This is a genomic window from Actinomadura sp. B10D3, assembly GCF_039871695.1.
In the GTDB taxonomy this organism is placed as follows: Bacteria; Actinomycetota; Actinomycetes; order Streptosporangiales; family Streptosporangiaceae; genus Spirillospora; species Spirillospora madurae.
On sequence record NZ_JBDPLY010000037.1, the window covers coordinates 49,272 to 75,336 of the forward strand.

The 26,065-nt window shown below is 72.9% G+C and carries 25 protein-coding genes; 14 read left to right on the plus strand and 11 right to left on the minus strand.

The genetic code is table 11. The annotated features are described in order from the left end of the window. Positions 1 to 116 precede the first annotated feature (116 nt). Positions 117 to 572 (plus strand): ATP-binding protein, encoded by a 456-nt coding sequence (locus tag ABGB11_RS37400; RefSeq protein WP_347640254.1) that lies wholly within the window; start codon positions 117 to 119, stop codon positions 570 to 572. Between the two features lie 60 nt (positions 573 to 632). Here ABGB11_RS37400 and ABGB11_RS37405 read toward each other — a convergent pair whose 3' ends face one another. Beyond that, positions 633 to 1,616 (minus strand): helix-turn-helix domain-containing protein, encoded by a 984-nt coding sequence (locus ABGB11_RS37405; RefSeq protein WP_347640231.1) that lies wholly within the window; start codon positions 1,614 to 1,616, stop codon positions 633 to 635. Between the two features lie 54 nt (positions 1,617 to 1,670). Here ABGB11_RS37405 and ABGB11_RS37410 point away from each other — a divergent pair, with 54 nt between their 5' ends. The 4 genes from ABGB11_RS37410 (at position 1,671) to ABGB11_RS37425 (ending at position 4,831) form a co-directional block, all read left to right on the plus strand. Beyond that, positions 1,671 to 1,994 carry a cupin domain-containing protein gene (locus ABGB11_RS37410; protein WP_347640232.1) on the plus strand — a complete coding sequence of 108 codons (324 nt, stop codon included), beginning with the start codon at positions 1,671 to 1,673 and terminating at the stop codon, positions 1,992 to 1,994. Between the two features lie 108 nt (positions 1,995 to 2,102). Next, positions 2,103 to 3,443 (plus strand): hypothetical protein, encoded by a 1,341-nt coding sequence (locus tag ABGB11_RS37415; protein ID WP_347640233.1) that lies wholly within the window; start codon positions 2,103 to 2,105, stop codon positions 3,441 to 3,443. A 16-nt stretch (positions 3,444 to 3,459) separates the two neighbouring features. Continuing rightward, positions 3,460 to 4,035, plus strand: coding sequence for a transporter substrate-binding domain-containing protein (locus ABGB11_RS37420; RefSeq protein WP_347640234.1), 576 nt, complete (start codon positions 3,460 to 3,462; stop codon positions 4,033 to 4,035). A gap of 58 nt (positions 4,036 to 4,093) precedes the next feature. Continuing rightward, the gene (locus ABGB11_RS37425; protein ID WP_347640235.1) at positions 4,094 to 4,831 is read left to right on the plus strand and encodes a hypothetical protein; all 738 of its coding nucleotides are present in this window, start codon (positions 4,094 to 4,096) and stop codon (positions 4,829 to 4,831) included. An 83-nt stretch (positions 4,832 to 4,914) separates the two neighbouring features. Here ABGB11_RS37425 and ABGB11_RS37430 read toward each other — a convergent pair whose 3' ends face one another. Further along, positions 4,915 to 6,585, minus strand: a complete 1,671-nt coding sequence (locus tag ABGB11_RS37430) for an LLM class flavin-dependent oxidoreductase (protein ID WP_347640236.1) — start codon at positions 6,583 to 6,585, stop codon at positions 4,915 to 4,917. A 193-nt stretch (positions 6,586 to 6,778) separates the two neighbouring features. Between ABGB11_RS37430 and ABGB11_RS37435 the strand changes: the two genes are divergently transcribed. Beyond that, positions 6,779 to 9,646, plus strand: coding sequence for an AAA family ATPase (locus tag ABGB11_RS37435; protein ID WP_347640237.1), 2,868 nt, complete (start codon positions 6,779 to 6,781; stop codon positions 9,644 to 9,646). A gap of 282 nt (positions 9,647 to 9,928) precedes the next feature. Here ABGB11_RS37435 and ABGB11_RS37440 read toward each other — a convergent pair whose 3' ends face one another. Together ABGB11_RS37440 and ABGB11_RS37445 are read right to left on the minus strand one after the other, a co-directional pair. After that, complete coding sequence (locus tag ABGB11_RS37440; RefSeq protein ID WP_347640238.1) at positions 9,929 to 10,753, minus strand: methyltransferase domain-containing protein; 825 nt, start codon at positions 10,751 to 10,753, stop codon at positions 9,929 to 9,931. A 204-nt stretch (positions 10,754 to 10,957) separates the two neighbouring features. After that, entirely contained in the window at positions 10,958 to 12,895 is a 1,938-nt protein-coding gene (locus tag ABGB11_RS37445) for an acyl-CoA dehydrogenase family protein (RefSeq protein ID WP_347640239.1), read from the minus strand. Positions 12,896 to 13,043: 148 nt separating this feature from the next. On the opposite strand from ABGB11_RS37445, the gene ABGB11_RS37450 reads away from it, so the two are divergent. Next, on the plus strand, positions 13,044 to 13,802 hold the full coding sequence (locus tag ABGB11_RS37450; RefSeq protein WP_347640240.1) for an IclR family transcriptional regulator: 759 nt from the start codon (positions 13,044 to 13,046) through the stop codon (positions 13,800 to 13,802). Here ABGB11_RS37450 and ABGB11_RS37455 read toward each other — a convergent pair. Next, positions 13,799 to 14,122 carry a hypothetical protein gene (locus ABGB11_RS37455; RefSeq protein WP_347640241.1) on the minus strand — a complete coding sequence of 108 codons (324 nt, stop codon included), beginning with the start codon at positions 14,120 to 14,122 and terminating at the stop codon, positions 13,799 to 13,801. The genes ABGB11_RS37450 and ABGB11_RS37455 overlap by 4 nt on opposite strands. A 21-nt stretch (positions 14,123 to 14,143) precedes the next feature. Between ABGB11_RS37455 and ABGB11_RS37460 the strand changes: the two genes are divergently transcribed. The 7 genes from ABGB11_RS37460 to ABGB11_RS37490 all read left to right on the plus strand — a co-directional run bounded on the left by ABGB11_RS37460 (position 14,144) and on the right by ABGB11_RS37490 (position 19,842). Then, positions 14,144 to 14,392 carry a hypothetical protein gene (locus ABGB11_RS37460; RefSeq protein ID WP_347640242.1) on the plus strand — a complete coding sequence of 83 codons (249 nt, stop codon included), beginning with the start codon at positions 14,144 to 14,146 and terminating at the stop codon, positions 14,390 to 14,392. A gap of 41 nt (positions 14,393 to 14,433) precedes the next feature. Beyond that, positions 14,434 to 15,375, plus strand: a complete 942-nt coding sequence (deoC, locus tag ABGB11_RS37465) for a deoxyribose-phosphate aldolase (protein WP_347640243.1) — start codon at positions 14,434 to 14,436, stop codon at positions 15,373 to 15,375. A 2-nt stretch (positions 15,376 to 15,377) separates the two neighbouring features. Continuing rightward, a complete protein-coding gene (locus tag ABGB11_RS37470; RefSeq protein ID WP_347640244.1) occupies positions 15,378 to 16,808 on the plus strand; it encodes an aldehyde dehydrogenase family protein in 1,431 nt (476 codons plus the stop codon). Next, positions 16,801 to 17,664 carry an aldehyde dehydrogenase family protein gene (locus ABGB11_RS37475; RefSeq protein WP_347640245.1) on the plus strand — a complete coding sequence of 288 codons (864 nt, stop codon included), beginning with the start codon at positions 16,801 to 16,803 and terminating at the stop codon, positions 17,662 to 17,664. Before ABGB11_RS37470 ends, ABGB11_RS37475 begins: the two co-directional genes overlap by 8 nt. An 82-nt stretch (positions 17,665 to 17,746) precedes the next feature. Continuing rightward, positions 17,747 to 18,691: a hypothetical protein gene (locus tag ABGB11_RS37480; protein WP_347640246.1), complete on the plus strand. Its 945-nt coding sequence runs from the start codon at positions 17,747 to 17,749 to the stop codon at positions 18,689 to 18,691. Between the two features lie 6 nt (positions 18,692 to 18,697). Continuing rightward, positions 18,698 to 18,943, plus strand: coding sequence for a DUF2630 family protein (locus ABGB11_RS37485; RefSeq protein WP_347640247.1), 246 nt, complete (start codon positions 18,698 to 18,700; stop codon positions 18,941 to 18,943). Then, entirely contained in the window at positions 18,940 to 19,842 is a 903-nt protein-coding gene (locus ABGB11_RS37490) for an LLM class flavin-dependent oxidoreductase (protein ID WP_347640248.1), read from the plus strand. Before ABGB11_RS37485 ends, ABGB11_RS37490 begins: the two co-directional genes overlap by 4 nt. A gap of 15 nt (positions 19,843 to 19,857) precedes the next feature. On the opposite strand, the gene argS is transcribed toward ABGB11_RS37490, so the two are convergent. From argS to ABGB11_RS37520, 6 genes are all read right to left on the minus strand, one after another. Next, positions 19,858 to 21,603, minus strand: a complete 1,746-nt coding sequence (argS, locus tag ABGB11_RS37495; protein WP_347640249.1) for an arginine--tRNA ligase — start codon at positions 21,601 to 21,603, stop codon at positions 19,858 to 19,860. Positions 21,604 to 21,679: 76 nt separating this feature from the next. Further along, positions 21,680 to 22,912 carry a phosphate acyltransferase PlsX gene (gene plsX / locus ABGB11_RS37500; protein WP_347640250.1) on the minus strand — a complete coding sequence of 411 codons (1,233 nt, stop codon included), beginning with the start codon at positions 22,910 to 22,912 and terminating at the stop codon, positions 21,680 to 21,682. A 125-nt stretch (positions 22,913 to 23,037) separates the two neighbouring features. Then, positions 23,038 to 23,469, minus strand: coding sequence for a hypothetical protein (locus ABGB11_RS37505; protein ID WP_347640255.1), 432 nt, complete (start codon positions 23,467 to 23,469; stop codon positions 23,038 to 23,040). 117 nt (positions 23,470 to 23,586) lie between these two features. Further along, complete coding sequence (locus ABGB11_RS37510; RefSeq protein WP_347640251.1) at positions 23,587 to 23,958, minus strand: hypothetical protein; 372 nt, start codon at positions 23,956 to 23,958, stop codon at positions 23,587 to 23,589. Beyond that, positions 23,955 to 24,827 (minus strand): alpha/beta hydrolase, encoded by an 873-nt coding sequence (locus ABGB11_RS37515; protein ID WP_347640252.1) that lies wholly within the window; start codon positions 24,825 to 24,827, stop codon positions 23,955 to 23,957. Before ABGB11_RS37515 ends, ABGB11_RS37510 begins: the two co-directional genes overlap by 4 nt. A 17-nt stretch (positions 24,828 to 24,844) precedes the next feature. Continuing rightward, positions 24,845 to 25,555: a DUF998 domain-containing protein gene (locus ABGB11_RS37520; protein WP_347640253.1), complete on the minus strand. Its 711-nt coding sequence runs from the start codon at positions 25,553 to 25,555 to the stop codon at positions 24,845 to 24,847. Positions 25,556 to 26,065 lie beyond the last annotated feature (510 nt).

Genomic DNA, 26,065 nt, shown 5'->3' on the forward strand with positions numbered 1-26,065 from the left:
CACAGCATGTGTGCGGACTCACGCGCATCGAGGGACGGGAGTGGTCAGGCGTGGTGTGCGACGGACGGTCGGAGGCACAGGATCTCGACAAAACGGGCAGGTTGGTTCGCGTGGGAATGACGGCGGCCGGGTCGCGGGTCATGCGGCGGGGGTTCCTGGCCGTGCCGGAGGTCGTCCAGCAGGGGCGCCTGATCGCCGAGTCGCAGGCGTTGCAGTGGGGGCTCACCGAGGAGACGGTGCAGAACGCCGTGCTGGTGGTGTCGGAACTGCTGACGAACGCGGTGCAGGCGACATGCGGTCAGCCCGTGTCGTTGCGGATGGTCTTGTCGGACGCGGGGCTTCGGGTGGAGGTCTGGGACGTCTCGCCGGTGCGGCCGGAGGCGTCCACGCCCGATCTGTCCATGCCGGGAGGGCCGGTACCGGATGACGCTCCCGACCCCGGCGGGTGGGGGCTGGGGATCGTCGAATTCCTGTCCGTAGAGCGGGGTGTTCGCGCGGAGTTCGACGGGAAGACCGTGTGGGCCCTGCTGAAGGCGGATTACCGGTCGAGCGAGCACTTCTTCGGGGCTTGAATGAAGAGCGCGCTGCGGGTGCGGAGACCAGCCGGGGACGGTCGGGACGCATCGCCCTGCTCATCCTGGACGGGCTGCGGCCCCGGTAGCGCGGAACGCCCGGCGGTAGGCGCCCGGCGTCGTGCCCAGGGCGGCGACGAAGCGCCTGCGGAGGTTGGTCGCGGACGAGAGGCCGACGCGGCGGGCGATGGCGTCCACGGGGAGGTCGGTCGACTCCAGGAGGCCCCGGGCCGTGGCGATGCGCTGGGTGAGGAGCCACTGCCCGGGGCTGGTGCCGAGCTGGTCGGCGAACCGGCGGGCGAGGGTGCGTGCCGACACTCCGGCGTGCGCGGCCATGTGCTCGACGGTCACCGGTTCGCCGAGCCTCCCGGTGATCCACTCCAGGAGCGGGGCGAGGGTGCCGTCGATCTGCTCGGGGTGCGGCGGCGCCGAGTACTGGAGTTGGCCGCCCTCGCGGTGGGGCGGCATGACCATGGTCCGGGCGACGTGGGCGGCGTACCGGGCGCCCTGGTCGTTGCGGAGCAGGTGCATGCACAGGTCGAAGCCGGCCCCGGCCCCGGCGCTGGTGGCCACGTCGCCGTGGTCGACGTAGAGGACGTCCGGGTCGAGCTTGACCTGCGGGAAGCGCGCGGCGAACTCGTCCGCCAGCGCCCAGTGGGTGGTCGCCGCGCGCCCGTCCAGGAGGCCGGCGTGGGCCAGCGCGAAGGCGCCGGAGCAGATGCTGGCCACCCGGGCTCCGCGGGAGTGCGCGCGGCGCAGCGCCTGGACGACCGCGGGGGAGGGCGGCTCCCGGGCGGGCAGCCAGCCCGGGACGATCACGGTGTCCGCCTCGTCGAGCGCATCGAGTCCGGTGGTGACGAGCATGTCGTACCCGGCGTGCGTGGCGACCGGGCCGGGCCGTTCCGTGCACACGCGGAAGCCGTACCGGGTCGGGAGCCCCGGCCGCTCGATGCCGAACACCTGCGCCGCGCAGCCGAGTTCGAAGGTCGACTGCGGTGGCCGGAGGAGCGCCGCGACGCAATGCATGACAGAAAAGTACCTCATGATGTCATTCCTGACACTCGCCAGCTCGGAGGCCGTGTGGCGAGGCTGGGGTGCATGACTAACGCCTCTGGTTACGTTTGGTCCGCTGTCGAGGACGCGCCCGTTCGCGAGCTCTTCCCGGGCATCCGCCTGCGCTCCCTGTGGAAGGGGGACAACGGCGCGCATGCCCACGTGCTGGAGATGGATCCGAACAGCAGCTGGGACGGGGTCGACGTACACGAGCCCGGTCCCGAAGAGGTCTACGTGGCCTCCGGCGTCTTCAACGACGGCGTCCGGGACTACCCGGCCGGTACGTTCATCCACGCGCCCGCCGGCTCGTCGCACGTCCCGCAGACGACGACGGGCTGCACACTGTTCCTCTTCTTCCCGGAGGGCTAGATCACGCGAAGGCGGCAGGTCCGGCGACGATCTTGCGTGGGAGGTGATCAACGCCCGACACTGGGACGTCCGTCCCCGAAGGCGCCCCCGGAAGGAGAGGGTCTGAGCGTGCCCTTCAAGCTCATCGGCCTCCGTACCGTCGCGGGCCGGGTCCGGGGCCTGGCCGCGCTGGCGCTGGTCGCGCTCGCCGTACTGGCCACCGCGACCGGCGTGGCGGTCGGGCACGCGCGTGACGGGCTGCGGACGCTGGGAGACCGCGAGGGCCCCATGGTGCTGGCCACGGCAGACATGTACCTCGCGCTCAGCGACATGGACGCGCAGGTGGCCAACGTTCTGCTGACCGGTGACGAGGAGGGCTGGCTGTGTGATCCGGAGGCGTCCGACTGCGAGCGCGGTACCCAGCGGTACGTATACGACATCCGCCGCGAGGACGCCCAGCGGGCCGGGTTGCAGGCGGCGCGGCTGGCGAAGGACGACCCGGTGGGGCTGCGGACCGTCCAGGCGGTCCTGGACGGATTGCACGCCTACGACCAGAACGTCCAAGCGGCGATGCAGGCCGCGCGCTCGCCGGAGGCCATGGCGGAGTTGCCGCCGGAGGCGGTCCGGCGGTACCGGGCGGCGACCGCGCTGATGGCGGAGGACCTGCTGCCGAAGGCCCGCAATCTGACGCTGGACGCCGCGGCCGGCGTCGACGGCGCCTACGAGGACGAGCACTCGGCCGTCCTCGCGGGACGGTTCCGGGTGATCGGCGCGGGGCTGGCGCTGCTCGCCGCGCTGGCGGGCCTCCAGGTGTACCTGGCCCGGCGGTTCCGGCGGCTGGTCAGCCTGCCGCTCGCCGCCGCGTTCGCGGGGGCGCTCGTGCTGACCGTGGCGGGAGCTTCGCTGCTGGCCACGGAGGCGGACCGGTTGCGGGCGGCGAAGATCTCCGGCTTCGATCCGGTCCTCGACCTCACCCGCCTCCGGGCGATCGGCCAGGGCATGGACACCGACCGGAGCAGGCGGCTCATCGATCCGGACGGCGCCGGCCGCTACGACCAGATGTACCTGGACAAAGCCCAGACGATCCGCTACGTCAAGGGCGCGACCGGCATGGACGCCTACAACCGGGCACTGGGCCGGGCAGCAGCGCGGGACGGGGCCGCAGCCGCCTACCGCGTCTACCAGGACCACGACCGGACCGTTCGGGACCTTGCGGCGCGCGGCGACCGGGTGGCCGCCGCCCGCGCCCACCTGGACCCGCGCTGGACGGCTCTACCTCACCCGTCCTTCCGGACCTACGACCAGAAACTCGACGCCCTGATCAGCCGGCACGAGTTCCTCCGCATCCGTGCCGTGGCGAGGGGCGACCGCGCCGCGGAGCCCTGGACGTGGCTGCCGGCGGCCGGCGCACTGGCCATCGCGGCGCTCATCGCGGCCGGGGTCTGGCCGCGCCTGTCGGAATACCGCTGATGAACGGGAGCCGGCCGTGCATGCCGCACGCAGCAACCTGACCCTCGTCGCCACGGCCGTCCTGACCGTCCTGGCGATCCTTTTCCTAGTGGTTGCACTGGCGGCGGCACCGCTGGTGCACGGCGACGACGGGCCGCCGTCCGTCACCGACCGGGACACCCTGGTGATCGGGGTCAGGGACGCCCCTCCGGGGCTGGCCCGCCGGGCCGGGGACGGTTCGCTCCAAGGGTTCGACATCGATGTGTCGACCTACATCGCCGGGCGGCTCGGCGTCACGTCCGGCGACCTGACCTTCCGGGCGCTGGCGCCGGACGGATGGGAGACCGCGCTGAACCGGGGCACCGTCGACATGGTGGTCGCGGCCTACACCATCACGCCCGAACGCAAGGCGCGGGTGACGTTCGCCGGGCCGTACTACGAGCGGTACGGGATCGGCCTGCGCAAGGGAGACATGGACGGCTGCCGCGCGGTCAACCGGATCCTCACCGGGATGTACGAGAACGGCGCCGCCGAGACCCTGCTCAAGCAGTGGTTCACCGCACCGGACTTCGACGCGGCGTCGTTGGTGCCGCGATTCGAGGGCTGCCGCTGAGGGCCGACTTGGGGCGGCCTTGGTCTGCGCTTGCCCCGGCCCCGGGAATAGGGGCTGTGTGGAGGAGTGGTTCACACGGGAGATCACGGACGCCGGGCGTCTCCGGTTGTTCTGCTTCCTCGTCGCGTTCATCGCCGGATTCCTGTTCATCCGGTTCAGCGTCCGGATGATCCGGCGGCAGGTGCGGTGGTGGCCGGGAAACGTCACGCCCGGTGGGCACCACGTCCATCACGTGGTGTTCGGATTGGTGTTCATGTGCGTCGGCGGTGTGGGCGGCCTGGCGGTGCCGGAGGACGTCGCCGGATGGGCGGCGACCGCCGCTGCCGTGTTCGGTGTCGGGACGGCCCTCGTGCTGGACGAGTTCGCGCTGGTCCTGCACTTGCAGGACGTCTACTGGACCGAGCAGGGCCGCCTGTCGGTCGAGGTGGTGTTCATCACGATCGCGATGTGCGGGCTGATGCTGCTCGGTCTCAGCCCCGTGGGTGTGGACGACGCCGGGGAGGGCCTCTGGAGCATCGTGAGCGTCATCCTGTTCAACCTGTGCGTGGCTGTGATCGCCCTGCTCAAAGGCAAGATCTGGACCGGCGTCCTCGGGTTGTTCATCAGTGTGATCGCGATCGTCGGGGCGGTCCGGCTGGCCCGTCCCGACTCGCCGTGGGCGCGGCGCCGGTACTCGGCGGGCTCACGGAAGGAGCGGCGGGCGCAGATCAGGGAGCGCCGGTACCGCCTGCCGGTGCAGCGCCTCGGGGACCGGCTGAGCGATCTGGTCGCCGGACGCCCGTCCAGTGGATCGTGAAAATCGCCGCGAACTCCGGCGGGGTCGCGGACATCTGAACTAACGGTGGCCGTGGACGTCGGGGGACCACGGCCACCTCACGATCAGTACGGGGACGGGCCGCCGAACATCTCGCTCAGGCGCGGCGCCAGTTCGACGTCGCCGCGCAGCCGCAGGCGGCCGTCCATGAGCAGCGACGCCGGGTTGGCGTCCCCGGCGAGGACGCGCAGGAAGTCGGCCGTCGACAAGGTGAGGGTGAGGGCGGGGTCCTTCGCCGGGCCTGTGCGTGCGCGGGCACGCGTCCTGCCGAGGTGCAGCGTCCATACGGTGCGGGTCAGGCGGAACTCCAGTTCCCCGGTGAAGCCGGCAGCGGCGGACGGGTCGAACGCGCGGGCCATCCCGGCGAAGAACGCGCGCTGCGCGGCAGGGCCGAAAAGGCGCTCGATCTGCTCGTCCGACCGGCCGTGGACGAGTCTGAAGAACCCCCGTCGGAAACGCCTGCGGCCCGCCGAGCGGATGTCCCGGGACCGGTGCGCGCGGGCCACCTCGGCGTCCTCGTCGATGCGGTAGCCCGGCGGGGACGTCCGGGCGGGCTCGCGGCGCGCGAGGGCGGCCTCGATGGCGGGGGCGAGGCGTTCGGCCTTCGCGGCCTCGCGTTCCTCGCGCCCGTCGGTGAAGTGCGGCAGGACCGTTTTCCCGAAGAGTTCCAGCGACTCGCAGATGTGCTCGTGCTCGTTCGGTCCCGCCTGGAGGACGAACGCGATCTGGTCGACGCCGACCGACTCGTAGCGCCGGATCAGGTCGATGATCTGCTCCGGGGTGCCCACGGCGCCGCGGAGGGAGCCGACGTTGACGTTGAGCGTCTCGGCGTTCGCGATGATCTGCTCGCGGGAGAAGCCCCGGGCGTCGCGCCGCGAGAGGAACTCCTCCCACACGTCGGTGCGGCCGGGGTCGTGCGGCGTGGGCCCGTAGTAGTGGGCGAGGGCGAACGCGAAGAAATGCGCCCCGTCGATGCCGCGCTCGATGGCGGTCGCCTCGTCCTCGTGCAGCATCATGGGCAGGACGACGGCGAGGTTCGGGTTCACCGCGAAACCCGCCGGGACGCACTCCTCGGACGCGATGATGCGGTAGTACTCGTCCACCCACTTGCCGGCGTCCTCGGGTTCCACGAAGGAGAACGACAGCGCGCCGATGCCGTTACGGGCGGCGAACTGGATGGTCTCCCGGCGCGAGCACGCCACCCAGAGCGGCGGGTGCGGCTTCTGGACGGTCTTCGGGAGCACGTTGCGCGGCGGCATCGTGATGTTCGGCGAGGACCAGCCGGCGAACGGCTCCTCGACGAACATCCGCGTGATGGCGTCGATCGCGTCCTGCCACTGGGCCCTCTTGCCGGAGCGGCGCACGCCGAATCCGCCGAGCTCGGCGCTGGAGCTGGACTCGCCCGTCCCGAAGTCGACCCGCCCGTTCGAGACGAGATCGAGCGTCGCGATCCGCTCGGCGATCCGTGCCGGATGGTTCACGGCCGGCGGCAGCTGCACGATGCCGTGCCCGAGCCGGATCCGCCGCGTCCGCTGCGACGCGGCGGCGAGGAACACCTCCGGCGCGGAGGAGTGCGAGTACTCCTCCAGGAAGTGGTGCTCCACCTCCCACACGTAGTCGAACCCGATGCGGTCGGCGAGCTCCACCTGGTCGAGGGCGTCCTGGTAGAGCTTCAGCTCCTGCCCGTCACTCCAGGGCCGCGGCAGCTGGTGCTCATAGAACAACGAAAACCGCATGGCGAACCACCTCCGGGCCAGCCTCACCCGGATTGGACGTCGCGTCAACAAAGCCCGGGAGTGACCGCTGCCGCGGGGCGGCGTTCCCGAGCTGGACGAGCATCGTGGCCAGACCTGGCGGCGTCTCAGCACGTGATATCCGGGTGGGAATGTCCGATCTGTTTGGCATGCTTATAACGTGAATGCCCACGCGATGAGTTCCGTCCTGGTCGGCAGGTCGGCCGAGCTGGCGCAACTGCGCGGCGCCCTCGCCGCCGCGCCCGGGGCCGTGCTCGTCGGCGGCGAGGCCGGGCTCGGCAAGACCCGCCTCCTCACGGAGTTCGCCCGCGCCGCCGAGGCCAGGGTGCTCGTCGGCGGCTGCCTGGAGCTCGGCTCGGACGGCCTGCCGTTCGCCCCGTTCACCACCGTCCTGCGCGGGCTCGTCCGCGACATCGGCATCGACGGCGTCGCCGGGCTCGTCCCGCGCGGCGACACCGGCGGCCTCGCCCGGCTGCTGCCCGAGTTCGGGGAGCCGGAGACCGACGCCGCGTCCGGCGAGGAGCGCGCCCGGCTGTTCGAGGTCGTGCTGACGCTGCTGGAGCGGCTCGCCGAGCGCGGCCCGGTCGTGCTGGTCATCGAGGACGCCCACTGGGCCGACCGCTCCACCCGCGACCTGCTCGCCTTCCTGATCCGCAACCTCGGCACCGTGCCGCTGCTGATCGTCATGACCTACCGGTCGGACGAGCTGCACCGCACCCACCCGCTGCGCCCGCTGCTCGCCGGGCTGGAGCGGCTCGACCGCGTCCGCCGGATCGAGATCGGCCGGCTGCCCCGCGGCGACGTCGCGGCGCTCGTCACCGAGCTGCTCGGCCACGCCCCGCCGCCCGGCCTCGTCGAGCGGGTCGAGGCCCGCAGCGAGGGCAACCCCCTGTTCATCGAGGCGCTGCTCGACGACGACGGCACGCTGGCGTGCGAGCTGCCCGAGTCGCTCCGCGACCTGCTACTCGCGGGCGTCCAGCGGCTGCCCGAAGAGACGCAGGACGTCCTGCGGGACGCCAGCGGCGGCAGCACCCGCATCGAGCACGCCCTGCTGGCGGCCGTGTCCGGGCTCGACGACGCCGCGCTGACCCGCGTCCTGCGGCCCGCCGTCGCGGCGAACGTCCTGGTCGTGGACGGCGACGGCTACGCGTTCCGGCACGCCCTGATCCGCGAGGCCGTCCACGACGACCTGCTGCCCGGCGAGTACACGCGGCTCCACACCCGCTATGCCGAGGCCCTGGAGAAGGACCCCGGGCTCGTCCCCGCCGGGCGCCTCTGGGTCGAGCTGAGCTACCACTGGACGCAGGCCCACGACAGCACGTGGGCGCTGGTCGCGTCCTGGCGCGCCGCCGGGGAGGCCCGCAAGGCGCTCGCGTACGCGGAGCGGCTCGCCATGCTCGAACGCGTCCTGCAGCTGTGGGACAAGGTGCCCGACGCGGCCGAGCGCATCGGCGCCGACCACGTCAAGGTCCTGGAGGACGCCGCGACCGCCGCCGACGAGGCCGGCGAGTACGACCGCGGCGTCAGGCTCGTCACCGCCGCGATCAAGGAGGTCGAGGCCGCCGACGGCGAGTGCGACACGGCGCGCTGGGCGATGCTGCTGGAGCTGCGCGGCCGCATGCTCTACCAGCTCGCGCGCCCCGGCTTCGTCGAGGACCTGCGCGCCGCGGTGGACGCGCTGCCCGCCGAGCCGCCGACCATCATGCGCGCCCGCGCCCTGTCCACGCTCGGCAATTACGTGCGGATCACCACCGCCATCGACGCGGCCCGCGAGGCGGCGCTGGAGTCGCTGTCCATCGCGCGGGCGCTCGGCGACCCCGTCGCGGAGGCCGAGGCGCTGATCACGCTGTTCTGCGCCCGCACCGACTACGAGAACGAGGACCCGCTGACCGAGGTCGAGCAGGCCGCGGACCGCTGCGGCGACCACCGGGTGCTGCTGCGCTACCACGTGATCAGGTCGCACTTCCTGGAGGGCGCCGGACGCCACGAGGAGGCCGCAGCCGTCGCCGAGCGCGGCAAGGAGCTGGCGCGCGAGTACGGGGTGGTCCGCACCCAGGGCACGTTCCTGTCCATCAACCAGGCCGAGCCGCTGGTCTCGCTCGGCCGGTGGGACCAGGCCGTGGCCGTGATGAGCCACGCCCTGGAACAGGACCCGGCGATCACGACCCGGACCTCGCTGCTCGTCCTGTCCGGCTGGGTGGCGCTGTCGCGCGGCGACCTCCCGACGGCCCGGGCGCGGGTGGAGCGCGCCCGCGAGATCATGAAGCTCAAGCTGAAGTGGCTGAAGACGCAGGACTACTTCAGCACGCTGTGGCTGGAGGCGAGCCTCGCGCTCGAAGAGGGCGACCCCGCCGCCGCGCTGGAGGCGGCACGGCCCGTCCTCGACCACGGCGGCCTGCCGGACGACGCCCGGTACGCCTGGCCCGTCCTCGTCACGGCCGTGACGGCCTGCGACCAGCTGGGCGAGGAGGCCGCCGGCGACCTGCGGCGCGTCGAGGAGCGCGCGGCCGGGCTGGAGATCAGCGGCCCGCTGCAGCGGGCGTACCGGCTCACCTACGACGCCAAGCTGGCCAAGGCGCACGGCCTCCCCGACCGCGCGGCGTGGGAGAGGGCCGCCGCCGCATGGCAGGACCTCGGCAACCCGTACTACCACGCGCGGGCGCTGTGCCGCGCCGCGGAGTCGGCGCTCGCGGCCGGCGACCACGACGGCGCGGTGGAGATGCTGCGCACCGCCGTGGAGATCACCGACCGGCTGGGCGCCGCGCCGCTCGGCGAGCAGGCCGCCGGCCTGCTGCGCCGCACCCGGGCCTCGCGCACCGGGTCCGCGCCGCTCGGGCTGACGCCCCGCGAGTTCGAGGTGCTGCGGCTCGTCGCCGAGGGCCGCAGCAACCGCGACATCGCCGAGGAGCTGTTCATCTCGGTGAAGACGGCCAGCGTCCACGTCTCGAACATCCTCGGCAAGCTGGAGGTGACGAGCCGCGGCGAGGCCGCCGCCACCGCCCACCGGCTCGGCCTGTTCGCCGCCGCGAAGGTGCGCGCCTGACCGCGCGGCGGGGATCTCCCCTCCCGGACCCCCGCCACGCGGATCGTCGGACCACACGGGAACTTCGTGGCTGGCCTTCACGGCCACGGCCCGCGGAAGCAGGCGGTGCTTCCCCGCCCGGAGAGGCGGCCCGGGACCCGTCCGGCCACCTCCCAGTCTCCCGGTCGCAGGGCCCGGACGCCGCACGAGACATACCGTTCGGGGCGACAGAAAAAAGCGACGGGGACGGGCCGCCTTTCGTGACCCGTCCCCATCGTGAGTCGTGCTCGGATTCGCGCGGCGTCAGCGGGGGACGCGCGCCACGCAGAAGACCGTCTGCCCGAACGGCGGCTTCACGAACCGCTCGATGGTGCGGGTGAGCGGCACGACCGTCCGGTCGTAGATCTTGACGAGCTTGGGGTCGGGGTAGCCGGCGCCGCCGCGGCGGACCGCGAACCACCAGGCGATCCCGCCCAGGAAGTTGATCGGCTTGAGCACCTCGGGCACGAGCCCGGCCTCGCGGACGGACTTCTCCAGCGTCGCCGGCGTGTACCGGGTGACGTGCCCGACCTTGCGGTCGAAGTCGCCGTAGAGCTGCATGTAGCCGGGCACCCAGATGACGATGCGGCCGCCGGGCTCGGTGACGGCGGCGAGGTCGCGCAGCGCCTGGACGTCGTCCTTGATGTGCTCCAGGACGTTCATCATCACGACGGTGTCGACCTTCTGCCGGATCGTGATGTCGGCCGGCAGCGCCAGGTCGATGACCTCGACGTCGTCGTTGCCGTCGTAGCGGCCGCGCAGCTCACCGACGCAGTACGGGTCGTTGTCGCTGACGACGAGGTAGTCGAGCCGGCCGGCGAACTGCTCGGAGAAGTGCCCGAGACCCGAGCCCACCTCCAGCATGGACCGGCCGACGTGCGGCGCGACCGTGTCGTACTCGTACTTGCGGTAGTTGCGGGCCTCGTCCCCGCCCAGATGGTTCTCCAGCGCACCCTCCCCGGCGGCGGGCTGGACGAGGTCCCCGTCCGCGGCGGGCCCGGTGGCGGCCGGGCCGGCCTTCTTCGGCCCGCTGCCGATGAGGTTGAGGAGGGAGCCTGCGATGGACTTCTTCTGACCAGGTGACTGCATTACATCCCGCTCGCTGGGTGCGTTGGCGTTCGGCTGGAGTTCTCGTTCGCCGGACCGGAAGCACCGTCCTCGGCGGGACGGTTCGATCTCTGGCGCGAAGGTCGGGTCACTCTACCAATGCGTACGCGCCGGAGGTCCCGCGGTGACGGGCGGCGGGGATCCGCCGGGCGTGTCGCCCCCGCCCCGCCGCCGCTGCGGCGCGGCTCAGCCGATGGTCCGGTGGACGTCGTCCCTCCCGCTCGGTCCGGGGTCGGACGGCGCGATCCACGGCCCCGGGATCGACGGGTCGAGGACGCCCTCCTCCACCCAGGCGAAGTCGCCGGCGAGGACGGCCCGCGCCAGCTTCACGTCCATCGCGTCGGTGTTGCGCCACAGCCCGTCGAACAGCTCCTCGGCGCGGACCCGCGCCTGCCGGCAGAACGCGTCGGCGAGCAGCAGCGCCGAGGCGCCGGGCGCGGTGGCCGGGCCGCGCCCGTCCGGGCCCGAGGCGCCGAGCGGCCCGCCGGCGGACGCGTCGGCGTGGGCGCGCACGCACACCGCGCTCATCGCGAACAGCTCGGCGCCGATGTCGACCATCCGGCCGAGGAACCCCTGCCGGTGCTCCAGGCCGCCCTGCCAGCGCCCGGCCGCGTAGAAGATCGACCGGGCCAGCTTGCGGGACGCCCGCTCGACGTACCGCAGGTGCTTGGCGAGCGGCCCGAACTCGGCGTAGGAGTCCGGGCGCTGCCCGGCGCCGGTGACGAGCGTCGGGAGCCAGCGCGCGTAGAAGCCGCCGGCCTTCGCCGCCGCCCGCGCCTTCTGGCCGGGGGAGGCGTCCGGGTCGATGATGTCCCCGGCCACCGACAGGTGCGCGTCGACCGCCTCGCGGGCGATCAGCAGGTGCATGATCTCGGTGGAGCCCTCGAAGATCCGGTTGATGCGCAGGTCGCGCAGCATCTGCTCGGCCGGGACGCCGCGCTCGCCGCGGGCCGCGAGCGACTCGGCCGTCTCGTAGCCGCGCCCGCCGCGCAGCTGGACCAGCTCGTCCGCGACCCGGTACGCCATCTCCGAGGACCACAGCTTCGCGAGCGCCGCCTCGATCCGGATGTCGTTGCGCTCGTCGTCCGCGAGCTGCCCGGACAGGTCGACCATCGCCTCCATCGCGTACGCGGTCGCCGTGATGAACGCGACCTTGCGGGCCACCGCCTCGTGCTCGCCGACCGGCCGGCCCCACTGCACCCGCTCCCGCGACCACTCCCGCGCGATCCGGGCGGCCCACTTGCCGCTCGCCGCGCAGCCCGCGGGCAGCGACAGCCGCCCGGTGTTCAGCGTGGTGAGCGCGATCTTCAGCCCGGCGCCCTCCGCGCCGATCAGGCCGGCCTTCGGGACGCGGACGTCGTGGAACCGCGTCACGCCGTTCTCGATGCCGCGCAGCCCCATGAAGGCGTTGCGGTTCTCGACAGTGATGCCGGGCGTGGCCATGTCCACGACGAACGCGGAGATGCCGCCGCGGTGGCCGTCCGACTTCGGGACGCGCGCCATCACGACGACGAGGCCGGCGATGACGCCGTTGGTCGTCCACAGCTTGACGCCGTTCAGGACGTAGTCGTCGCCGTCCGGGACGGCGGTGGCGCGCAGCCGGGCCGGGTCGGAGCCGACGTCCGGCTCGGTCAGCAGGAACGCGCTGATCTCCCGGGCGCAGCGCGGCAGCCAGGCGTCCTGCTGCTCCCGCGTCCCGAACAGCTTGACCGGCTGCGGGACGCCGATCGACTGGTGCGCCGACAGCAGCGCGGCGAGCGCCGGGCTGACCGAGCCGACGACCATCAGCGCACGGCCGTAGTAGAGCTGGCTCAGCCCGAGCCCGCCGTACTTCTCCGGGATCTTCATGCCGAGCGCGCCGAGGTCGCGCAGCCCCCGGACGACGTCGTCGGGGATGCGCGACTCCCGCTCGATCACGGCCGGGTCGATCTGGCCGGCGCAGAAGTCGGTGAGCTTCGCGAGGAACTCCTCGCCTCTGCGCCGCGCCTCCCCGTCCGGGCGGGGATGCGGATGGATCAGGTCGAGGCGCAGATCGCCGAGGAACAGCCGCCTGCCGAAGCTCGGCAGCCGCCATTCGGTCTCCCGGGCCTCCTCGGCGACCTTCCGAGCTGTACGTTCATCCACGTGGTCATGCGTCCGCTGGCTCATGGACCGGACATTCCCGTGGCCGGATCGGGAAACCTCCTCCGGCGGCGCGGCGGAGATGCTGCAATGGAGGGAACCGTCGCCGACGGCCTTGACAGGACCGGGCCAGAGGGGGTCGCCGAGCGTGATGGGTGAGGTACGCAAACCCACTCTCATCGCCTCGGTGCAGCGCGCCCTGCGCCTGATGGAGACGGTGGCGTCGCATCCGAACGGCGCCCCCGCCAAGCAGCTCGCCCGCGAGGCGAAGCTCCCCCTCGCGACCACCTACCACCTGCTGCGCACCCTCGCCCACGAGGGGTACGCGACCCGCCTGCCGGACGGCGTGTGGGTGCTCGGCGAGCGGGTCGAGACGCTGCACGGGCAGAGCCGCACGCAGCAGCTCCTCGCCCGCATCCGCCCGACCCTCGTCGCGCTGCGGGACGAGCTGAACGTCGCGGCCTACTTCGGCATGCAGGTCGACGACGAGATCCGCCTCATCGACATCGCCGACGGCCCGCGCGCCCCCCGCGTCGACCTGTGGATCGGCTTCGAGGACGCCGCGCACGCCACCGCAATGGGCAAGTGCGTGCTCAGCCAGCTCGACGAGGACCGGCGCCGCGACTACCTGTCCCGGCACCCGCTCCACGACCTGACCCCGCACACCATCACCGAGCCCGCCCGGCTGCTGCGCTCCCTGGAGCCGGAGGACGGCCTGCTCTTCGACCGCGAGGAGTACGCGCTCGGCACGGGCTGCGCCGCGGTCCCGGTGACGGACGCGACCGGTACCGTCCGCGGCGCGCTCGCCATCTCGTGCCGTCCCGGGCGGCTGCCGAGGATCGAGCGGTCGGCGGACCTGCTGCGCGCGACCGCCGACCGCATCCAGCGCTCCCTGACCCTGACCCCCTAGAAGAGCCGGCGGCGCGTCCAGGAGAAGCAGACGCCCGTCAGGCCCGCGGTGAGGACGGCGAACAGGCCGGTCTCGGCCCACTGCAGCGGCCAGAAGCGTCCGGCGGAGTGGTAGACGACCTCCTGCTTGTAGCCGAGCCGGGCGATCTCGGCGAAGCACTGCTCGGGCGGCCCGTCCGGGACCGGGGGTTCCGCTTCCGGTGCCGGCGCGGGCGGGATGTCCGGAGCGCACGCGCTCGCGAGCAGGGAGCCCGGCGGGTCGGCGGGGCGCCCGGACGCGTCGACCGTGTGGTTCGACAGCGTCCACGTCCCCGGCCCCACCCGGCCCGGAGCGTCATCTCCTTGGCGCCCTGGTCCAGCGTCATCTGCGACATGTTCTTCGCGCTGATCGCCACGGTCGCGGTCTCGGGCGGGATGAGGTGGGGGCGGATCCACAGCGGCATCGCGACCTGGACGCCGGCGAAGACGGCGAGCGTGATCGCCATGGCCGGCAGGGTCCGGCGGGTGAGGACGCCGGCCGTCACGCCGAGCGCGAAGGCGAAGGCGGCGTACGCGATCGGGACGACGCCGTGCACGCTGAAGACGGTCTGATTCGTGAGGTGTCTGTTTTGTGCCTGGGGCGTAGTTCGGCGATGCTGGGGGGCGTGTCAACGGAGACTCTGAACGGCGCGGCCGACCTGCGCGCGTTCCTGCACGGCCTGCCGGGTGTGGACCAGGTGGGGGCCGAGGAGCGGGCGGCGCGGCTGGCGACCCGGTCGATCAAGACGTCGGCCAAGGCCGAGGCGATCGATCTGGCGATCTCGATGGTGGACCTGACCACGCTGGAAGGCGCGGACACCCCGGGCAAGGTGCGGGCGCTGTGCGCCAAGGCCGCCCACCCCGATCCGGCGGACCCGTCCGTCCCGACGGTCGCGGCGGTGTGCGTCTACCCCGACATGGTGGAGGTGGCCGTCGAGGCCCTCGCCGGGACGGGCATCGGCGTCGCCAGCGTGGCGACGGCGTTCCCGTCGGGGCGGGCGCCGCTGGAGGCCAAGCTCGCCGACACCCGCGCGGCCGTCCGGGCGGGGGCGGCGGAGATCGACATGGTGATCGACCGCGGCGCGTTCCTGGCGGGCGACTACGGCACGGTGCACGACCAGATCGTCGCGGTCAAGGACGCCTGCGGGGACGCGCACCTGAAGGTGATCCTGGAGACCGGCGAGCTGGCCACCTACGACAACGTGCGGCGGGCGAGCTGGCTGGCGATGCGGGCCGGCGCCGACTTCATCAAGACCTCCACGGGCAAGGTCTCCCCGGCGGCGACGCTGCCGGTGACGCTGGTGATGCTGGAGGCGGTCCGCGACTACCGCGCCGTCACCGGCCGGCAGGTCGGGGTGAAACCGGCGGGCGGCATCCGCACCACCAAGGACGCGGTCCGGTACCTGGTGCTGGTGAACGAGACCGCCGGCCCGGACTGGCTGACCCCCGGCTGGTTCCGCCTCGGGGCGTCCAGCGTCCTGAACGACCTGCTGATGCAGCGCCGCAAGCTGGCCACGGGCGTCTATTCGGGTCCCGACTACTTCACGGTGGACTGATCATGGTTTTCGAGTACGCGCCCGCACCCGAATCCCGCGCGGTCGTCGACATCCGGGCGTCCTACGGCCTGTTCGTCGACGGCGAGTTCACCGACGGGCACGGGGAGCCGTTCAAGTCCGTCAACCCGGCCGACGAGAGCGTCCTGGCCGACATCGCCTGCGCCGACGAGTCCGACATCGACCGCGCCGTGCGGGCCGCCCGCACCGCCTACGAGCGGGTGTGGGGCCCGATGCCGGGCGCCGAGCGGGCCAAGTACCTGTACCGGATCGCGCGGATCATCCAGGAGCGGTCCCGCGAGCTGGCCGTGCTGGAGTCGATCGACAACGGCAAGCCGATCCGCGAGTCGCGGGACGTCGACGTCCCGCTGGTGGCGGCATGGTTCTTCTACTACGCCGGGTGGGCCGACAAGCTGCCCCACGCCGGATTCGGGCCGGACCCGCGGCCGGTGGGCGTGGCGGGGCAGGTGATCCCGTGGAACTTCCCGCTGCTGATGCTGGCGTGGAAGATCGCCCCCGCACTCGCCTGCGGCAACACGGTGGTGCTGAAACCGGCCGAGACGACGCCGCTCACGGCGCTGCTGTTCGCCGACATCTGCCGCCAGGCCGAGCTGCCGCCCGGGGTGGTCAACATCGTCACCGGCGCCGGCGACACCGGCCGCGCCCTGGTCGCCCACGAGGGCGTCGACAAGGTCGCCTTCACCGGCTCCACCGAGGTCGGCCGGCAGATCGCCCGCACCCTGGCCGGCACCCGCAAGAGGCTCACCCTCGAACTCGGCGGCAAGGCCGCCAACATCGTGTACGAGGACGCGGCGCTGGACCAGGCCGTCGAGGGCATCGTCAACGGGATCTTCTTCAACCAGGGGCACGTGTGCTGCGCCGGGTCCCGGCTGCTGGTGCAGGAGTCGGTCGCCGGAGAGGTCCTGGACCGGCTCAAGGCCCGGATGGCGACGCTGCGGGTCGGCGACCCGCTGGACAAGAACACCGACATCGGCGCGATCAACTCCGCCGACCAGCTCGCCAAGATCCGCGAACTCACCGCCGCGGGCGAGGCCGAGGGCGCCGACGCCTGGTCGCCGCCGTGCGAGCTGCCCGCCCGCGGATTCTGGTTCGCGCCCACCCTGTTCACCGGTGTGGCCCAGTCGCACCGGATCGCGCGGGAGGAGATCTTCGGGCCGGTGCTGTCGGTCCTGACCTTCCGCACCCCCGACGAGGCGGTCGCCAAGGCCAACAACACCCCCTACGGGCTGTCGGCCGGGATCTGGACCGAGAAGGGCTCGCAGATCCTGTGGACGGCGCAGCGGCTCCGGGCCGGGGTGGTGTGGGCCAACACCTTCAACAAGTTCGATCCCGCCTCCCCGTTCGGCGGCTACAAGGAATCGGGGTTCGGCCGAGAGGGCGGACGCCACGGACTGGAGGCCTACCTCGATGTCTAACCCACCCGCCCGCCTTGCCGTCCGCAAGACCTACAAGCTGTACATCGGCGGGGCGTTCCCGCGCTCGGAGTCCGGCAGGTCCTACCCCGTGAACGATGCCAAGGGCCGGTTCGTGGCCAACGCCTCCCACGCGTCCCGCAAGGACGCCCGCGACGCGGTCGCCGCCGCCCGCAAGGCGTTCGGCGGCTGGTCGGGGCGCACCGCCTACAACCGCGGCCAGATCCTCTACCGCATCGCCGAGATGCTCGAAGGCCGCCGCGACCAGTTCACCGACGAGCTCCGCCGGACCGGCGCGTCCAAGAGCGGCGCCGCCGCCGAGGTGGACGCCGCGATCGACCGGTGGGTCTGGTACGCCGGATGGGCCGACAAGCTGAGCGCCGTCGCCGGCGCCGCCAACCCGGTGTCCGGGCCGTTCTTCAACTTCTCCACCCCCGAGCCGACCGGCGTGGTCGCCGTCGTCGCGCCCGACTCGCCGCTGCTCGGCCTGGTCTCGGTCGTCGCGCCGGTGATCGTGTCCGGCAACACCGCCGTCGCGGTCGCCTCGGAGCCGGCGCCGCTGCCCGCGATCACCCTGGCCGAGGTGCTCGCCACCTCCGACCTGCCCGGCGGCGTGGTCAACATCCTGACCGGGCGCCGGAAGGAGCTCGCGCCCTGGCTGGCCTCCCACATGGACGTCAACGCCATCGACCTCACCGGCGTCCCGGAGGACCAGGTCGCCGACCTGGAGGACAAGGCCGCCGGCAACCTCAAGCGCGTCCACCACCCCGCCGGGACCGACTGGACCGCACCGCCCGGGACCGCGCGCCTCACCGCGTTCCTGGAGACCAAGACGGTCTGGCATCCGGTGGGCGTCTGAGTTGATATGACGCTGCGTGTGTAGAGGGTCACGAACTGTGGAATAGATCTCCCCGTAACTGATCATCACTGGGGGGAGATCAGTGCCTACCAAGACCGCAGCGCGTACGACGACGGGCCGAGGGACGGCCGCTCGTACGAAGAGCACATCAGCCACCAAGTCCGGCACCGCGAAGAAGCCGGCGGCGAAGCGGACCTCGGCGGCGACCTCGTCGTCGAGGTCCACGGCGTCCCGGTCGACCGGGACGAAGAGCACGGCGCGCAAGCCGGCCTCGTCCAGCCGGACGACGTCGTCGTCGGCCGCCGCGACCCGGGTCACCAAGGCCGCGAGCCAGGCCAAGACCGCCGCGACGCAGATGAAGTCGGTGGCGACCAAGGCGTCCTCGTCGGCCAAGGCCATGACGGCGATGACCAAGGCGATGACCAGCGCGACCAAGGCCATGTCCGACGCCGCGAAGGCGATGGACGCGGCGGCGAAGGTCATCACCGCGTCGGCCAAGTCCGCGAGCACGCGGAGCACGGCGGCGCGGACGTCGTCCTCGTCCGGCCGGAGCACCGCGGGCAGGAGCACCGGAACCAGGAGCACCGGAACCAAGAGCACCGCGAGCAAGAGCACCGGCAGCCGGAGCACGGCGGGCAAGGGCACGGCGCGCACGTCGGCGGCGTCGGGCCGGTCGCGGTCGACGACGTCCGCGCGGACGGCGTCCAAGTCGTCCACGACCCGCAAGACCTCGGCGTCCGGCACGGCGAAGAAGGCGGCGGCGCCCAGGTCCAAGACCACCGCCGCGCGCAAGTCGGCGTCGGCAGGGCGGACGACGGCGAGCACGAGGTCGGGCACGGCCAAGGGGGGCGCCAGATCGAACACGGCGGCCGGCAAGGAGCCCGCCCGGCGCGCCGCGGGGACGAGCACCGCCACCGCGCCGGCCGCGTCGCCCGTCGTCGAGCCGAAGACCGGGTCGATGCAGCACTCGACGCGCACCGACGGCGGGTTCCTCAGCGGGCTCACCGACGCGAACCGCGAGCGCTGAGAGCCGATGGACGAGAAGGACATCCTGGAGCGCATCGGCGAGTACGTCGGCGAGGAGCAGCGGCTCCGCGAGCGGTACCAGCGGGACGAGCTCGGCCGCGAGGAGGAGCACCGGCGGCTGGAGTCCCTGGAGGTCGCGCTCGACCAGTGCTGGGACCTGCTGCGCCGCCGCAGGGCCCGGCTGGAGGCCGGCGCCGACCCGGACGGCACCGAGGTCCGGCCGCCGGACGAGGTCGAAGGCTACCTGCAGTGACCCCGGCTCGACCGGCGCGGGGACCGCTGCGGTTCGGCGTGTCGCTCGCCCCGGACCCGTCCGTCCCGCTGCTCCGCATCGCGCAGGACGCGGACCGGTACGGGCTCGACCTCCTGGGCGTCCGCGACGAGCCGTACCGGCGCGACACCGCCGACGCGCTCACGCTGATGGCCGCCGTGCTCGCCTCCACCTCCCGGATCCGGGTGCTGCCCGCGGTGGCGTGCCTGCCGCTGCGCCCGCCGGCCGCGCTCGCGAAGGCGCTCGCGACGATGGACCGGCTGAGCGGCGGCCGGGTCGAGCTCGGCCTCGGCGCCGGCGCGGCACCGGCCGGCATCGAGACCTACGGCGGCCCGCGGCTCGGCCCCGCTGCCGCGCGCCGGGCCGTCGAGGAGGCCGTGCAGATCATCCGGCTGCACTGGAGCGACCAGAACGGGCTGCGGTTCCAGGGCGAGCACTACCGGTTCGCGGCGGCCCAGGCCGGCCCGGCGCCCGCGCACCAGATCGGCATCTGGCTCGGCGTCACCGGGCCGCGCGGCCTCGACCTCGCCGGGCGCGTCGCCGACGGCTGGATCGCGCCGTCGTCCCACGTCCCGCCGAAGCGGCTCGCCGACGGCCAGCGCCGGCTGGCCGACGCGGCGCTGCGGGCGGGCCGCGACCCCGCCGACCTCCGCCGCGTCTACGTCCTCGAAGGGGCGGTCGACGCCCGCGAGTCGCGGGGCTTCCTGCACGGCCCGCCCCGCCAGTGGATCTACGAGCTGACCGAGCTGGCCGTTGGCCACGGCGTCGACTCGTTCCTGTTCGCGGGCGACCCGGAGCACCTGCCGATCTTCGCCTTGGAGGTCGTCCCCGCTGTCCGCGAGCAGGTCGCCCGCGAGCGCGGGGCCGTCCTCCAGCCCTGACTCCGGGGCGCGTCCCTACATGCGTTCCGGGGTGGGGACGCCCAGGAGGTCCAGGCCGGTGATGAGCGTGCGCAGCGTGGCGGCGCACAGCGCGAGGCGGGACGCCTTCGTCGCCTCGTCCGGGGCCTTCAGCACCGGGCAGTTCTCGTAGAACGTCGTGTAGGCGTCCGCGACCGCGTAGACGTAGTTCGCCAGCCGGTGCGGCTCGGCGGTGTCGCCGGCCTGCTTCAGGACGGCGCCGAACCCGAGCAGCTCCAGCGCCAGCGCCCGCTCGGCCGGGTGCCCGAGCGTGATCGGGCCGGTCGCGTCCTCGGGGGACAGGCCGCCCTTCCGGAAGATCGACCGGATCCGCGCCGCCGCGTACTGCAGGTACGGGCCGGTCTTGCCGTGGAACGAGATCATCCGGTCGAAGTCGAAGACGTACTCGCTGTCGAGCGCCACCGACAGGTCGGCGTACTTCACCGCGCCGATGCCGACCGCCTGGACGATCCGCGCGCGGGTCGCGTCGTCGAACGGCTCGTCGTGCTGGATCTCGTCGAACGCGGCGCCGGCCCGCTCGACGGCCTCGTCCAGCAGCTCGGAGAGCTTGACGGTGCCGCCGGCCCGGGTCCGCAGGATCTTGCCGTCGGTGCCGAGGACGTTGCCGATCTTCGCGTGCTCGGCCTTCACCTCGTCGCCCAGCCAGCCCGCCGTCCGGGCGACCGCGAACACCATCTCGAAGTGCAGCGACTGCGGCGCGCCGACCACGTAGATCATCCGGTCGACGTGCTCGGTGTCGACCCGGTACCGGATCGTCGCGAGGTCGGTGGTGGAGTAGTTGTAGCCGCCGTCGCTCTTGCGGATGATCACCGGGAGCGGCTCGCCCTCGCGGCCGGTGAACCCGGGCGGGAACGCGCACAGCGCCCCGTCGCTGACCACCGCGATGCCCTTGTCCTCCAGCTCCTGGACGGTCGGGGCGAGCAGGTCGTTGTAGAAGCTCTCGCCCCGGATGTCGTCGTCGGTGAGGGTGACGCCGAGCCGCCCGTAGACGGCGTTGAAGTACTGCTTGGACACGTCCACGAGGACGTTCCACAGCCGCAGCGTCTCCGGGTCGCCCGCCTGGAGCGCCACGACCCGCCGGCGGGACCGGTCGGCGAACGCCTCGTCGCTCTCGAACTTCTCCCGCGCGGCCTGGTAGAACGCGGTCAGGTCGCTGACGGACGAGTCGCCCCGCTCCGCCGCGTCCTCGCCGAGGTCGAGCAGGTGCTCGATCAGCATCCCGAACGGGGTGCCCCAGTCGCCGACGTGGTTGTCCCGGACGACGTCGTGGCCGAGGAACGCCAGGATCCGCGCGATCGCGTCCCCGACGATCGTGGTCCGCAGGTGCCCGACGTGCATCTCCTTCGCCACGTTCGGCGACGAGTACTCCACGACGACCTTCTGCGGCTTCTCCACGACGGGGACGGCGAGCCGCTCGTCCTCCAGCGCCTGCTGCGCCGCCCCGGCGATCCACGCGTCGCTGAGCGTCAGGTTGATGAAGCCCGGCCCGCTGACCTCCACGTCCGACACGATGCCGGCGGTGTCGAGGTTCTTGACGATCTCCTCGGCCACCTCTCGCGGCCGGCGCCCCAGCTTCTTGGCCAGCGGCAGCGCCACGTTGGCCTGAAGGTCGGCGAACTGCGACGGCCGGATGACCGGGTCGGCGTCCGCGTACGACGGTCCGAAGGCGGCGCTCAGCGCCTCCTGGACCCGGGCGGCGAGTACGAGTTGCGGATCGGGCATGTCCCAAGGTTATCGGCGACGCGCCCCGGCCCGGACCCGGTTTTTCGCGGCCCGGCGGCAACCCGCGGCGGCCCGGCTACGGCGTGCCGGGCGGCTCGGTGCGGTCGGGGACGGTGTCGGCGGGCGAGAGCTCCGGGTCCGGCGCCGCCTCGGCGGGCCGGTCGGCGTTCCGCGCGGCCCGGTCGCCGTCGCGCTCGCCGTGCGTCCACCGGCCGAACCGGGACGTGCGGGTGGCGGCGACCTGCTCGCGGATCCGCTCCACGATCCGCCCCTCGGCGAGCCGGTGCGCGAGCTCGCACGCCGAGGTGATCGCGCGGGCCCGGGACGCGCCGTGCGCGATGACGACCGTGCCGTTCAGGCCGAGCAGCACGCCGCCGCCGTAGGTGTCGGGGTCGAGGCGGTCGCGCAGGTCCTGGAGGCGGCGCCGCTGGAGCAGCGCCCCCATCCGCGCGGCGGGGCTGGCGGTCATCGCGTCGCGGACCTCGCTGAACGCGGTGCCGATCGTGCCCTCCATGGTCTTGAGCGCGACGTTGCCCGTGAAACCGTCCGCGACGACGACGTCCGCGCGGCCGGCCAGCAGGTCGTGGCCCTCCACGTTCCCCGTGAACTCCAGGCCGTGGCTGCCGCCCGCAAGCAGCTCGTGCGCCCGCCTGGTGAGCTTGTTGCCCTTGCCCGGCTCGGCGCCGATGTTGAGCAGCCCCACGGTCGGGCGGTCGACCTCCAGCAGGATCTGCGCGTACGCGGTGCCGAGGGCGGCGAACTGGACGAGGCCCTCCGGCTTGACGTCGGCGGTGGCGCCCGCGTCCAGCAGGATCGTCGGGCGGGGGCGGGTCGGCAGCGCCACCGCGATCGCCGGCCGCATCACGCCCTGCTGGCCCTTCAGCCGCAGCCGGGACGTCGCCACCACCCCGGCGGTGCTGCCCGCCGACACCAGCGCCGACGCCCGCCCCTGCTTGATCAGGTGGCAGGCGATCGCGATGGACGAGCGGGGCTTGCGCCAGCTCGCGAGCGCCCCCTCGCCCATGTCGAGCGCCTCGTCGGCGTGCACGATCGGGATCTTGCCGAGGAAGCCGTACCGGTCCAGCTCCCGCCGGATCCGCGGCGCCTGCCCGACCAGGACCAGCCGGACGCCGTGCTCGGTGGCGGCCTCGACGGCGCCCGCGATGATCTCGCGCGGGGCGTGGTCGCCGCCCATGGTGTCGACCGCGATCGGCAGCGGACGCGCCGTCGCGGGACGGCGTGCCCCCGGGACGCGGGCCGCCGCGGGGCGAGGCGCCGCCGGGCGCGGCGGCTCGCCAGTGCCGGTCATGGCCGCTCCAGGAGGATGAAAGGAAATGCGGTGCACCGCAAGAACGCAGCTCATCGCATCGTATGGCGTTCTTTCACCCGCCTTGACGGCACCCTGCCGGAGTGGCGCTGATCACCTTGCCGCGGTCAGCCCTCTTCCTTGGCGCAGTCCGCGCCCAGGCACGTCGCGTTCTCCACCACGGGACGGCCGCCGACCAGGATCGTGTAGTAGTTCTTCTTGGTCCGCTCCTCGCCGCTGGCGATGACCTCGACCGGCCGCTTGTCCGATGTCGTGCCGCGGCAGGACACGCGCATCTTCGTCTTCGTCCAGCCGGGCAGGTCCTCGCATTTCAGCGGGGACGCCAGCGTCACGCCGCGCTTGTGCAGCTCGGCGGCGGCGGTCACGGGCAGCGCGTTGCGCAGCGCGGCCTGCGTCTTGTACGTCAGCTCTTCGCGGCCCGACAGCAGCAGGAACGCGCCGGCCCCCACTGCGACGAGGACCAGGAGACCTGCGGAACCGATGATCAGTGCCGTCCGGCGGCCGACCTTCAGGCGGGCCGGCAGCTTCAACGGAGGCATCTTCACGCGTGGAATCTTCACATCGGCTACGTCACCGACAGTAGGTGATCGTATGCGTGACGTGGTGGGTTTTTCCGTCCCGTATGCGGATTCCTTGCCCCGCCGGGCCGGCCGGCGTCAGGCGTCCCGGCGGCCGCAGCCGAGGCCGAGGCAGTCCTTGCGCAGGACCTCGCGCCCGTCGACCGTGATGACGTACGACTCGCGCGGACGGTCGGTGTCGGCGTCCAGGGCGATCCCGTCCACGGCGACCGGCTCGCCGGTCGTGGTCTCGGCCGTGCAGGTCACGCGCACCACCGCGTCGGTCTCGCGGCCGGGCGACTCGCACTCCGGGCGGTCGCGCAGCTCGATCCCCTTGGCGTCCAGCTCGTCGACGACCCCGTCGGTGACGGCGTTGCGGTACGCGCCGTCGGAGATCCTCTGCATGACCTTGCAGCCGGACAGGGACACGGCCAGCAGGAGGGCCAGCAGGACGGCCGGGACGCGCCTCACGCCCGCTCCTCCGCGTGGTCGAGGCCCGCGACCGCGTCGGCCACCACGTCGGGACGGTCGAGCGGGACCATGTGCAGGGCGTCGGGCAGCTCGATCCGGCGGCCGTGCGGGCTCATCCGCGCGAGCCGCGCGTGCCCCTCGGCCCACTCGCGCCGCCTCTCCGGACCGCGCACGTCGCCGAGCGCGGTCACGACGGCCAGCGGGACGGGCGGGAACGGCCGCCGCTTCCGCAGCCGCGCCAGGTCGGCGGCCATCTCCCGGTACGCCAGCTCCTCCGCGATGACCGTGCCGATCACCGTGCCGCGCCCGTACACCGACCGCACCACCGCGTCCGGGACGGCCTCGTCGCGGCGGCTGGTGCGCTTGAGGACCGTCCGCCGCCCGAACGGCCCGGCGATCCGCGCCAGCCGCGTCGCGCCGAGGACGGCCCCGGTCGCCGTGGCGAGGGGCGTCAGCACCCTGGCGAGCCGCACCACGACCCGCGGGTTCCGCTCGTAGCTCGGATCGACCAGCACCACGCCCCCGACGAGCTCGGGACGGAGCCGGGCCAGCGCCTCCGCGGGGAAGGCGGCCATCGAATGCGCGAGGACGACCACCGGCCGCCCCGCCCGCTCCGCCAGCGCCGCCAGGAGACCGGTGTCGCGGCGCAGCGACGGCGGCGCGGCCGCCGCCGGGCTGAGCCCGAGGCCGGGACGGTCGAAGGCGGTCACCCGGTACCCGTCCCGCAGGAGCGCGACGGACGGCGTCCAGTCGAACCATGCGCCGCCCAGCCCGGACGAGAGCAGCAGCGGCGGCCCGTCCGCCGGCCCCGACTCGACCAGGTGCACCTGCTCCCGGCCCACGTTCACGATCTCGCCCGCACCGCTCACCGGTACGCCCCCTCGCGTCACAGGTACGCCCCCTCGCGCGCCGATGCCCTCCGCGCGGCCCTCCGGTCCGCGTACAGCGCCCACGCGATCGTCAGCAGCCCCAGGCACAGCACGCTGATCTGGGCCCGCTGGATCACCCCGAGCCACTGTCCCAGGTACATCGCCACCAGCGTGCCGAGCGCGAGCACGGTCTCGGCGAGCGCGAGCATCCAGCCCCAGCGGGCGAGCGCCGGCCACCACCCGTACCGGCGGGCCGCCAGGGACAGCAGCAGCAGCGCGGCCACCCCGCAGACGATCACGCCGCTGCTGGTCACCGAGTGGAACTCGTGGGAGAACGAGACGTGCTCGGACCGCTCCCGCAGCGCGCACCAGGTCTCCAGGCTCGGCGCGCAGTCCAGCGGGAAGGACGCGTCGCCGATGGCGCACACGCCGAAGAGGCCGAGGAACGTCCACCCGGCGGTGGCCAGGGGCCGGCGGGTGAGCCTGCGGAGCGTCCCGACGGCCACCATGATCGACAGCACCCCGGTGACGAGGTCGCCGGCGCTGTAGACGAGGTGGAACGGCTGGTCGACGGCCGACAGCTCGCTCACGTAGCCGTTGAAGAAGTCCAGCTTGGGGCTGAGCAGGTTCTCCAGTACGAAGGTCGCGTAGGTGACCGCCGCGACCGCCGCGAGGGCGATCACGCGCATGGGGACGGCGCCCGGCCCGTCCCGTCCGTCAGAGTCCACCCGGCCCCCTCACGCCCGCACTCCCGTGCGCCGATCGGTCATGCCCGCCCAGCCCAGTATTTCCGAAGATCACGACTGCCCGTGACCGGGGCCGGGGTTCGGCGCGTCTGCGCTGGCCGGGGGCTTACCGCCTGGTGAGGGAGAAGTTGACGTCCCGTAGTCGTTGTACAACCGGCGGGACGTCCACGATGATGACGGGGCATTCGTCTGAATCGTCCGTGACCTGCCTTTGTCTCCGGGTCGGGGAGGGTATGAATTCGGCATAAACGCGTCCCAAACGGTTGAATGGGGGTGTCCTGAGCGAACCTGTTCACGGTCCGTGACGACGTGCCGGGGGTGCTTCCCCGCCGGCTGTGCGTTTCCCCGCTGACAGCAAGGAGTACCAACACGTGACACTGGTGAACGACGCGGCTCCCGCGGTGGGATCCACCGGTCGCAAGTTCCGCGCCTTCACGGCCAAGCACCTGGAGGAGCTGACCGCTCGGGCCGGGTTGACGCCCGAGCAGCGGC

What these genes read in the sequence shown, in the direction of transcription:
- ABGB11_RS37410 (WP_347640232.1), top strand. Translation starts at nt 1,671, where the DNA reads ATGACTAACGCCTCTGGTTACGTTTGGTCCGCTGTCGAGGACGCGCCC.
- ABGB11_RS37440 (WP_347640238.1), bottom strand. Translation starts at nt 10,753, where the DNA reads ATGCAGTCACCTGGTCAGAAGAAGTCCATCGCAGGCTCCCTCCTCAAC.
- argS (WP_347640249.1), bottom strand. Translation starts at nt 21,603, where the DNA reads ATGCCCGATCCGCAACTCGTACTCGCCGCCCGGGTCCAGGAGGCGCTG.
- ABGB11_RS37485 (WP_347640247.1), top strand. Translation starts at nt 18,698, where the DNA reads ATGGACGAGAAGGACATCCTGGAGCGCATCGGCGAGTACGTCGGCGAG.
- ABGB11_RS37450 (WP_347640240.1), top strand. Translation starts at nt 13,044, where the DNA reads ATGGGTGAGGTACGCAAACCCACTCTCATCGCCTCGGTGCAGCGCGCC.
- deoC (WP_347640243.1), top strand. Translation starts at nt 14,434, where the DNA reads ATGCTGGGGGGCGTGTCAACGGAGACTCTGAACGGCGCGGCCGACCTG.
- ABGB11_RS37400 (WP_347640254.1), top strand. Translation starts at nt 117, where the DNA reads ATGACGGCGGCCGGGTCGCGGGTCATGCGGCGGGGGTTCCTGGCCGTG.
- ABGB11_RS37505 (WP_347640255.1), bottom strand. Translation starts at nt 23,469, where the DNA reads ATGCCTCCGTTGAAGCTGCCGGCCCGCCTGAAGGTCGGCCGCCGGACG.
- ABGB11_RS37435 (WP_347640237.1), top strand. Translation starts at nt 6,779, where the DNA reads ATGAGTTCCGTCCTGGTCGGCAGGTCGGCCGAGCTGGCGCAACTGCGC.
- ABGB11_RS37430 (WP_347640236.1), bottom strand. Translation starts at nt 6,585, where the DNA reads ATGCGGTTTTCGTTGTTCTATGAGCACCAGCTGCCGCGGCCCTGGAGT.
- ABGB11_RS37405 (WP_347640231.1), bottom strand. Translation starts at nt 1,616, where the DNA reads ATGAGGTACTTTTCTGTCATGCATTGCGTCGCGGCGCTCCTCCGGCCA.
- ABGB11_RS37475 (WP_347640245.1), top strand. Translation starts at nt 16,801, where the DNA reads ATGTCTAACCCACCCGCCCGCCTTGCCGTCCGCAAGACCTACAAGCTG.
- plsX (WP_347640250.1), bottom strand. Translation starts at nt 22,912, where the DNA reads ATGACCGGCACTGGCGAGCCGCCGCGCCCGGCGGCGCCTCGCCCCGCG.
- ABGB11_RS37470 (WP_347640244.1), top strand. Translation starts at nt 15,378, where the DNA reads ATGGTTTTCGAGTACGCGCCCGCACCCGAATCCCGCGCGGTCGTCGAC.